Source organism: Caballeronia terrestris, from assembly GCF_001544515.1.
Lineage (GTDB): Bacteria > Pseudomonadota > Gammaproteobacteria > Burkholderiales > Burkholderiaceae > Caballeronia > Caballeronia terrestris.
The window spans coordinates 1-8,808 of sequence record NZ_FCOL02000117.1; the positions used below are offsets into that span (position 1 = coordinate 1).

Annotated in this window: 7 protein-coding genes; all 7 read right to left on the reverse strand. The window is 60.4% G+C overall.

Annotation, left to right across the window (positions count from 1 at the left end; genetic code table 11):
• Positions 1–206: NAD-dependent epimerase/dehydratase family protein (locus AWB67_RS32855; protein ID WP_125477791.1), on the reverse strand; the 206-nt coding region annotated here is incomplete at its 3' end.
• A gap of 203 nt (positions 207–409) precedes the next feature.
• Positions 410–1,528 (reverse strand): enoyl-CoA hydratase/isomerase family protein, encoded by a 1,119-nt coding sequence (locus AWB67_RS32860; protein ID WP_087660209.1) that lies wholly within the window; start codon positions 1,526–1,528, stop codon positions 410–412.
• A gap of 497 nt (positions 1,529–2,025) precedes the next feature.
• A complete protein-coding gene (locus AWB67_RS32865; RefSeq protein ID WP_087660210.1) occupies positions 2,026–2,928 on the reverse strand; it encodes an SMP-30/gluconolactonase/LRE family protein in 903 nt (300 codons plus the stop codon).
• Positions 2,929–3,115: 187 nt separating this feature from the next.
• On the reverse strand, positions 3,116–5,215 hold the full coding sequence (locus AWB67_RS32870; RefSeq protein WP_087660211.1) for an ABC transporter permease subunit: 2,100 nt from the start codon (positions 5,213–5,215) through the stop codon (positions 3,116–3,118).
• A 37-nt stretch (positions 5,216–5,252) separates the two neighbouring features.
• The gene (locus tag AWB67_RS32875) at positions 5,253–6,761 is read right to left on the reverse strand and encodes a sugar ABC transporter ATP-binding protein (protein ID WP_087660212.1); all 1,509 of its coding nucleotides are present in this window, start codon (positions 6,759–6,761) and stop codon (positions 5,253–5,255) included.
• 24 nt (positions 6,762–6,785) lie between these two features.
• Positions 6,786–7,913: a sugar ABC transporter substrate-binding protein gene (locus tag AWB67_RS32880; protein WP_087660213.1), complete on the reverse strand. Its 1,128-nt coding sequence runs from the start codon at positions 7,911–7,913 to the stop codon at positions 6,786–6,788.
• 31 nt (positions 7,914–7,944) lie between these two features.
• A complete protein-coding gene (locus tag AWB67_RS32885; protein WP_445344247.1) occupies positions 7,945–8,691 on the reverse strand; it encodes an N-acyl homoserine lactonase family protein in 747 nt (248 codons plus the stop codon).
• Between the last annotated feature and the right edge of the window lie 117 nt (positions 8,692–8,808).

Consider the following 8,808-nt stretch of genomic DNA (forward strand, 5'->3'; position numbering starts at 1 on the left):
AACACGTGGCTGAACGCTCGGCCGGCGAGCGCCTTGCTAACAGAGTCAGCCGAAGTCAGATCGGCTGTAATCGATTCTATGGCCGGCGACACGGCCGTTCGGCCGCGCGAAAGTCCTGCAACCGTCCAGCCGGTCGAAAGCAACTGGTCGGCCAGACTGCTGCCGACGATGCCGCTTGCCCCAATGATGAGCGCGCGTTTTGCCATGAGAGAGTTGGTCAAGATGAAGAAGCCTGTTGACTCGGGCTGGTTTCCAACCGATCAATCGTTGCCCGAGGAGTGAATGCGTCTTAAACGAATCGCGTTAGATCCCGTCGAATCGAAAGGTGGCTCGGCGACACGCCGCGGAAAGCCGGGCCCAGGTTCGATATTGCACCGTACCACAGTGGCCCGCTGCAACAGACCTCGGTTCACGATGCGCCAAGATCTTCTAGCGGGTGCATGTCACCAGGCCATGGGGATGCCAGAAAGTGTTGGACCCGTTCGGCGTGCACTTCGGCAAGCGTCACTGGCTTCCAGCGAGGCCGTTGGTCCTTGTCGACGATCAGAGCACGCACGCCCTCAAGGAAATCGCCCTCGGAGATCGCTCGATACACGATTCCTAGTTCCATGCGAAAGCAGTCGGCGAGCGCCAACTGGCGGCCACGCAGCAGCGCGTGATAGGTCACTTCCAGCATGCATGGCGAGTTGCTCGTGAGTGCGGCGAGCGTTGCCGTGGACCAATCTGTGGGCGTATCCTGTTGCAGGCTCCGGACGATTGACTCAATGCCGTCCGCAGCGCTGAAATGTGCCCGGATCTGCTCGCGGTGCGCTTCGAGTTGGGCATACACCTCAGTGTTTGCCGGCGGCACGAACGCGCGCCGCAGCGAATCGATTGCCTCTTCACGGCCATCCCAGTGCAGCGTCTCAAGGCGCTGCACGAAGTCGCGGAGCCACGGCGATGGCACGCAAATATCCGCGAGACCGCATGCAACCGCGTCGGCACCGGAGAGCATTGCGCCGGTGAGACCAACGTACAGCTCCATGTCGAGCGACATCTTACCCATGAAATACGTCGCCCCGACATCAGGCAGCATGCCAATGCGCGTTTCGGGCATCGCCATGCGTGTGCGCTCGGTCACGATACGGAGTGCAGCGCCTTGCGCGAGCCCCATACCGCCCCCCATCGCGATGCCGTCCATGAGCGCCACTACTGGCTTCTCAAAGTTGTGGATCGCATAGTCGAGGCGGTATTCGTCAATGAAAAATTGGAGCCACGTCTTGTCACGCGTCGCGTCACTCCGCACGGACTCGTAGAGCGCGCGGATGTCACCACCAGCGCAGAAGGCTTTTTCGCCTGCGCCGCGTAGGACGACCGCGAGAATCGCATCTTCGGTGCGGCAGCGTTCGAACACCTGCGACAGCCGCCCAATCATTTCATGCGAGAGCGCGTTCAGAGCGCGCGGGCGGTTAAGGGTGATGATCGCCACTCGATTGACGACCTCGAAACCGACTTCCGGCTCATGCTCAATGACCATTTCTGTGCTCATGCGTTCTCCGTACATATTGGGCGTCTCAACGACGATTGCGACATGCTCGCGACGAGCGACCCCTTTGCGGAACGGCGAGGCGTTCGTTGCTACCGCCTCACCTTCCGCCGCAACCTAATTCGGCACTCGGCAATGGAGCCATTCGTCTGGGCCGCCTCAACTTGAGGGAGACCGTTGCTCCATCGAGCCTCGCTTCGACCATCGTCCGGCACCCAAATCCAGTCGGTGAGTCCTGAAGCAAATTGCGCAGTTTTAACTCCCCTCCATCTGCGCAAGTCGTCGTATCCGCGGCATGTCTATTCAACGGCTCAAGTTCGACCCGTGAATGTAGCTGTTCGTAGACCATTTTAGGAATTGACGCAGCGGTGTTTAAAGCGGCGTCCTCTGCTCGGCCACCGCCGGTGGGTACGATCCCACCGTAGGCACGCTCGAGAGGACGCCGTTAACCTACACAACATATGTCATGCTTTTACCGCCGCGTCATCCAACGTGTGCTTCTACCCCGCAAACCGAGGCTCTGGCAATCCTTTGACGCCAAGTCCGGTCACGGCAAACAGACCGCCCTTGTCGCGCTCCTTCTGCGGAATGCCCCACATCGGTCGACCCATCGTCGTGACATAGAGGGTGTCAAGATCTGGACCGCCGAACATCACGCTCGTTAAATTGCGTATTGGAAACGGCACGACCCGGTCGAGCGTTCCATCCGGTGCGTAGCGCAGAATGCGCCCGCCGAATACGAGCGCGGACCAGATGAAGCCTTCAGCATCCACCGTTGCACCATCGAAGGTCCCGGCCATGTCGCGTGCGGAAGCAAAGACCCGCCGGTTGGACGCTGCACCCGTCTCAATGTCGTAGTCGTAAGCGTACATCTGCTTGTCGTACGTATCGGTGAAGTAGAGCGTGCGGTTGTCTGGGCTCCAGCACGGACCGTTTGAGCAACTAATGCCGCCATCGAGCCGCGTGACCCTGCCGTTTGTGTCGAGCCGGTAAAGAGCGCCGCTTCGCGTCGAACGCTGGCCGCGGTCTGCCTCATAGCGATCGAAGTCGTATGCCATGGTTCCCGCAATAAAGCGGCCCTTCCGGTCAACCTTGCCGTCGTTAAAGCGCGTCTCCGGATCATCGCTTTCCGGATCGGCGATGAGCTCCACCGTCTGCTTCTCAAAGTCGTAGAAGTTCAGGCCGTTCGCGAGCGCTACAACTGCACCGCCCTGCTCGCGCAGCGCCATCGAGCCGATATGGTGCGGCACGAAGAAGCGCTCGACCTCGCTGCCGTCGGCTCGGCAGCGATAAATCTCCGCCGCCGTGCTATCAATCCAGTACAACCGCTCTTCCTTTACGTCCCAAAGAGGCCCTTCGCCAAGATGGTTATTGGCATCGACCAGTAAGCGCGTTTCAATCATCATTGTCTCCGTGTGTCGTGCATTAACGGTCCAACTTCCCTGCGGGTTACTTCGTCTAGGGCCAGCGGCGACGCGCAAAGCGAAAATCGAGCGCGTCCTCTGACCCCGCGAGCAAACTCGAGGCATTCCCCTTGCGCGCGGGCCGCGGGGTCGCGGCCCGCCAAGCGTCGTAAGTCAACTGTCTCAATCATGCTTTCTTGTCGCGCAGTGTGATCACCGCGGCCAGTACGACGACGCCGTTAATGATGTCGCGCACAGCTGGCGGCACAGTTGTTCCCGCGAGCAGCGTGCCGAGCGCGGTGAGCAGCAGTGCTCCGCCGAACACGCCGAGGTAGTGCCCGCGCCCGCCCGTGATCAGCGCACCACCCACGACAACGACTGCAATCGACGGCAGCAGGTAAGGATCTCCCATGCCGAGAAACGCCTGGCTGCTGAAACCGGCAAGCAATATCCCGACGATCGCGGAACACAGGCTCGAGAGGCAGTACACGGCGATCAGCGTCGCGCCAACCCGCACACCCGCCAGCTTTGCCGCGATCTGCGAATTGCCAACCGCATACACGCGCCGTCCGAACGGTGTGCGATGCAAGAGCAACAGCGCCACCGCAAGAAAGAGCGGCACGCTCCACGCGGCGAGCGACAGCGGACCGAAGTGGCCGTTTGTGAATTCGCTGATGACTGAGGGTGCCCATCCTTGTGGCGAACCGTTGCAGTAAATCAGCGTAAGTCCTTGCAACAAGCCGTTCGCCGCAAGCGTGACGACGATCGGCGGTAAGCCGAGCACGACAACGCCGAGGCCGTTGAACAGGCCAACCAACAGGCCAACGCCCAGCACCAGGGGCACCGCCCATGCGGCCGCGCCGTTCGCACCGAATGTGAGGCCAGTGAGCAGTACGCCCGACAGCGTGATCAACCATGGCATCGAGAGGTCAAGTCCACCCGTTAGTATCACTGCACCCTGACCAAGACCGAGGACTGCGAGAAAGAGCGTCAGGGTCAGTAGACTGCTATAGAAATTGGCGCTCGTCAGGACCGAGGGGCCGTAGACAAAACCGGTAATCGCAACGGCGACGATGAAGAGCGCATATGCGGGTACGACGTACTTGACCCATTCGCGATTGCGCTCGATCCAGTCGCTGATGAAGCGCCCCTTCAGTTCCTTGTTTTCGATCGGTTGGAAGTTCGCCACTTCGAAAATCACACGCCGCGCGTCACCGCCGTCCTTTACGCGGGTGCCGGTTCGCACCGCTCTCATCCATTGCGACGCGTACCGTGCGCAATGATGTGCGGCGGAATCCTTTCCGATCGACGAGCCGAGCACAGCCAAGATGAGGATCGCCGCTTCAGCAATCGTCGTGTAGAACGCCGACACGTTCAGAACCAGCAAGATGTTGACGGTGACCATCAGCGTCATCGCGGCGAACACCGTTCCGACGCACCCGCCTCGCCCGCCACCGAGCCACGTGCCGCCGAGTACGACGGCCGTGAACATCGACAGGAGCAGCGGCCGGCCGACGAGCGGATCCGCCGACCCCGTCTGTGCCGATACATAAAGGCCCGCCGCCGCGTAGAACATGCCTGCGAGCGCATACGTTGAAATCCGATATCGGTTGAGCGGCATGCCGTTCGCGTAAGCGCCGTCGGGATCACTGCCAAGCGCGTAGATGCCCACCCCGAAGCGCGTACGCTTCATGAACGACCAAATAAGGAGCGCCAACACGAGCACGACCGCCGACATCGGTACTTTGTCCGCGATTAGGTCCGAGGTGATGAAGCCTCCGAACTGCTCACCGATGCTACCGCCGGGCTTATTCTGGATGAGCAGCGTGAGCCCCTGCACCATGAACATCGTGGCAAGCGTAACCACGATCGATTGCAGTCGGAACCACGCGATCACTGCGCCGTTGACAAGGCCGATGCCGCCGCCAATCGCAATGATGAGTGCGACGCCTCCCCATTGCTCAATGGGCGTGCCCTGTACGAAGCGCACGGCGAGAACGTTGGAGAGCGATACAACCGCCGATGCGGACAGATCGAAGCCGCCGGAGAGCACCACGATTGTCTGTCCGATCGCGGCCAGCGCGAGCGTGGTACTGCTCGAAATGACCGACCCTATGTCGTAAAGACCGACGCGTGTCGCAGAAAGCGCGATCCACGCGATTAGCATTGCGAGTAGAGCGCCGACCGCGATAATCAATCCGCGATAGTGATCGACCCGCGCGCCAAACCCTACCCGCGCGCCCGGACGCACGATTTCGCTGTCGGGCGAAGCAATTGCGTTGTTCATGGGAACCTCTGATTGGTTGATGCGTATGATTCGGACTTCAGCTCGACAGCATCTTGCGCATGACCTCTTCTTCGGTCAGCGCGTCGCCTTCGAGTTCTGCGACATTGCGCCCTCGATACATCACTGAGACGCGGTCGCAGACGTTGACTAGTTCCGGCACATCGGTGGAATAGAACAATACCGAGCCGCCCGCCGCTGCAAACGCGCGCATCAGCACGAAGATCTGGTGCTTGGTGCCGACGTCGATACCGCGCGTCGGATCAAACATCAGCCATACGCGGCTTTTCGTGAGCAGCCACTTCGCCATCGCGATCTTTTGCTGGTTGCCGCCGGAGAAAGACAGACATGGCTTGTATATCGCCCTCGGATTCACCTCCATCTCAGCGAGCGAGCGTGCGATCGCGGCCTGCTCGCGCTTGCGGTCGATCAGCCCGAAACGTGAGAAGCGTTTGATGACAGGAAGCGACACGTTCTCGCCGCCCGGAAGGCGCAGAAAAAGCCCCTCCGTTTTGCGGTCTTCGGGGAGAAAGGCGGTGGCTACACCAGCCTTGAGTGAGTCGGCGGTCGAGGTCAGCGTTACTGGCTTGCCATCGATCAGGATCTGCCCTTGGTCAATGAACTCGGCACCAAAGAGCGCCTCGAACAGCTCGCGTTGGCCCATTCCCTGCAACGCCGCGATACCACGAACCTCGCCTTGCTTTAACGTCAGGTTGAAGTCGGTCACGACACCGTCCACCTTGATGCCCCGCGCCTCCATCGCCGGCGTTTCGCTTCGCGCTGGCGCCGGCACCTTCGGCGGATACTTTGCCTCCAATGAACGACCGATCACAAGGCGGATCACGTCGTCATCGGAGATGTTGGCCGTCTCGAATGCACCGACGTCCTTGCCATTTCGATACACCGTGAGGCTGTCGCAGAACTCGCGCACTTCCTGCATCCGGTGCGAGATGAAGACGAAGGTCACGCCGCGCGCCTTCATCTCGTCGATACGCCTTGAAAGCCACGCGACGTCGCGCCCCGAGAGCGCCGAGGTCGGTTCGTCGAGCAGCAGGACCTGCGGTCCGCGCACAATCGCCTTCGCGATCTCAATCTTCTGACGCACGGGTAATGCGAGGTCGCGGATATACGCGCCTGGGCGTACTTCATGGAGTTCCAACCGGTCGAGCCATTCGGCCGCCAGGCGTTGCGACTCGCGGCGCTTGATCCGCCCGAGCCAGCCGGTTGGTTCGTACGACATCAGCAGGTTCTGCGCGACCGTAAGGTCGCGCACGAGTGTCATCTCCTGGAACGCGGTTTGCACACCGGCACGATGCGCGTCCTTTGGACCGTGCATCGTCACCTCCTGGCCCATCACGGAGATGCTGCCCTCATCCGGCCGCATCAGTCCCGACAACAGCTTGACAGTTGTCGACTTCCCTGCACCGTTCTCGCCGAGAAGCGCGTGAACGGCTCCGCGCTTCACTCGGAACGACGCTTTGTCGAGCGCGACGGTCGCGCCGAAGCGCTTCGTGACATTCGACAGATCGATTGCCCATTCGCTCGTCATTGCATTTCTCCTTAAGCCACGTTTTCAGTCGGGCTTTCCGCTGAGTGCTGCGTTAAAACCGACTTCGCTCGTTTCGGCCGAGAAGATGTCGGCGAACCAGCCCGGCGGCACCTTGTCCGACGTGAATGCCGTGCAGCCGGCCTTGAGTTCATTGATGGAACCGGTCTTACACAATTTCGATTCCGAGGTCAGAACAAGCGGCAACTTGAGCGTCACATGAGCGGGAAAGTCCTTGCCCTCGAGCTTGCCGACGGCCAATTTCAGCGCCAGCGCGCCCGAGTACGGCGGCGAGCCGTACGAGATCGAGCGATAGCCGATCGAGCGATACGCGCCCTCGCCCTTCACGGTGCCGGGCGGCAGCATCTGCACGCGATGCCCGTTCGACGATTCACCCGCGCACGGCTTGATCTTGTCGTCGGCGATGCCGGCTTCGAGCTGCATCGACGCCGCCGTGAAGCAACCAACTTGCATCCACAGCCCGTCGATCTTGTCCCAGCTGTTGGTCGCGAGGATCTTCGAGAGCTCGGTCTTCGCGGTCGCCTGACTCCACATGCCGGTGCCTTCGGCGACAACTTTGATGCCCGGATACTTCGCGAACACTTCCTTCGCGGCCTCAGTGCGTGCGCGGTCCACTGATGTGCCTGGCACACCGTTGATCATGACGATGTTGCCTTTGCCATTGATGGTCTTGGCCAGCCATTCCGCCGTCACGGTACCGGCCTGCTTCTGATCAATGGTTACGTTATGCGCGCACGGCTCGGTCACTTCCGCGTCGTAGGCAACTACCACGACGCCCTTCGAGCAAGCGTTCTTGATCGCTCGATTCAAGGCAGTTGGCGAGATCGGATAAACAACGATCGCTTTGGCCCCCGCTTGGACCATCGAGTTGATCTGCTGGATCTGCTTTTGTGCATCGGTGCCAGCGACCTGCACCTCGAGATCCACCTTGTCCTTGAGCGCGGGCGTCGCTGCCATCGCCTTAACCATGTTCGCGGCCTCGGTCTGCCAGTCGTTGCCGACATAGCTCATCGACAAGTAAACCTTGTACTTGTCGGCCGCCGATGCGTTGCTTGACAGGGTCAGCGCCGCAAGAAATGCGGTGCCAAGCACGAGCCGGCCCGCATTTTGAATCGTGTTCTTGAATGCTTTCATGTCTTCCTCCTATCCTGCATATGGTTAAGATCTAGCTTTCGATATGCTGCAGACGTGCACTTGCGGGTAATTCGATGCCCGAGGTCCCGGGCACAACGTTGGGGTCATGGCCCGGAATGACGAAGTCGGCGATTTGCCGGATGCGCTTGAGCGAGTGCAGTTCGGCGAACGTCTCGTGGACGATGCCCACCGGCACGAGATCGACGATGTTCTCCATGCAGTTAGCGCAGTCGCCAGCAATCATCACGACGCCATCTTCGGTATTGACCGCGACCGACTGATGACCGGGCGTATGGCCCGGTGTTGGGACGACACGGACCCCCGGCACGATGTCGGCGACGCCGTTCACGAAGTGCCAGCGAAAATACGCGAGTGGCTCGCGGCCAATCAGAAATTCCTGGTGGTACGTGGCCTGTGTCGGCAAAGGCCTGCCCGCGTACTCCCACTCGGTAGTCTGAATGACGAAGCGCGCATTTCGAAAGAGCGTATTGCCACCGGAGTGGTCGTAGTGCAGATGCGTGTTGATGACGATATCGACATCGTCCGCGCTCCAGCCTACGTATTCTTTCAACGCTCGTTCGAGCCGCTGTTCGGGCGCCTGCTCGCATGGACAGACGAAGTTGGACACCCAGGCCGGGTCATGAATACCCGTATCAACGACGATCTTCTTCGCAGCACCCACAATTGCCGTCGACCACACGGGGACCTTTATCTGTTGGCCGAAGTAGCGGCCGTAGACCTGCGAGGAGCGATCGACGGTGAGCCAGCCCGTCAACATCGCGACAACCTTCAGGGTGTTCAAGGCCGTCTCCGTTGTTAAAAGTTGGTATCGCTCGCGCCCTTGAGGCCGAGCATCTGGCGTGCTTCATCCGGCGTTGCGATGTCGAGCGACAGT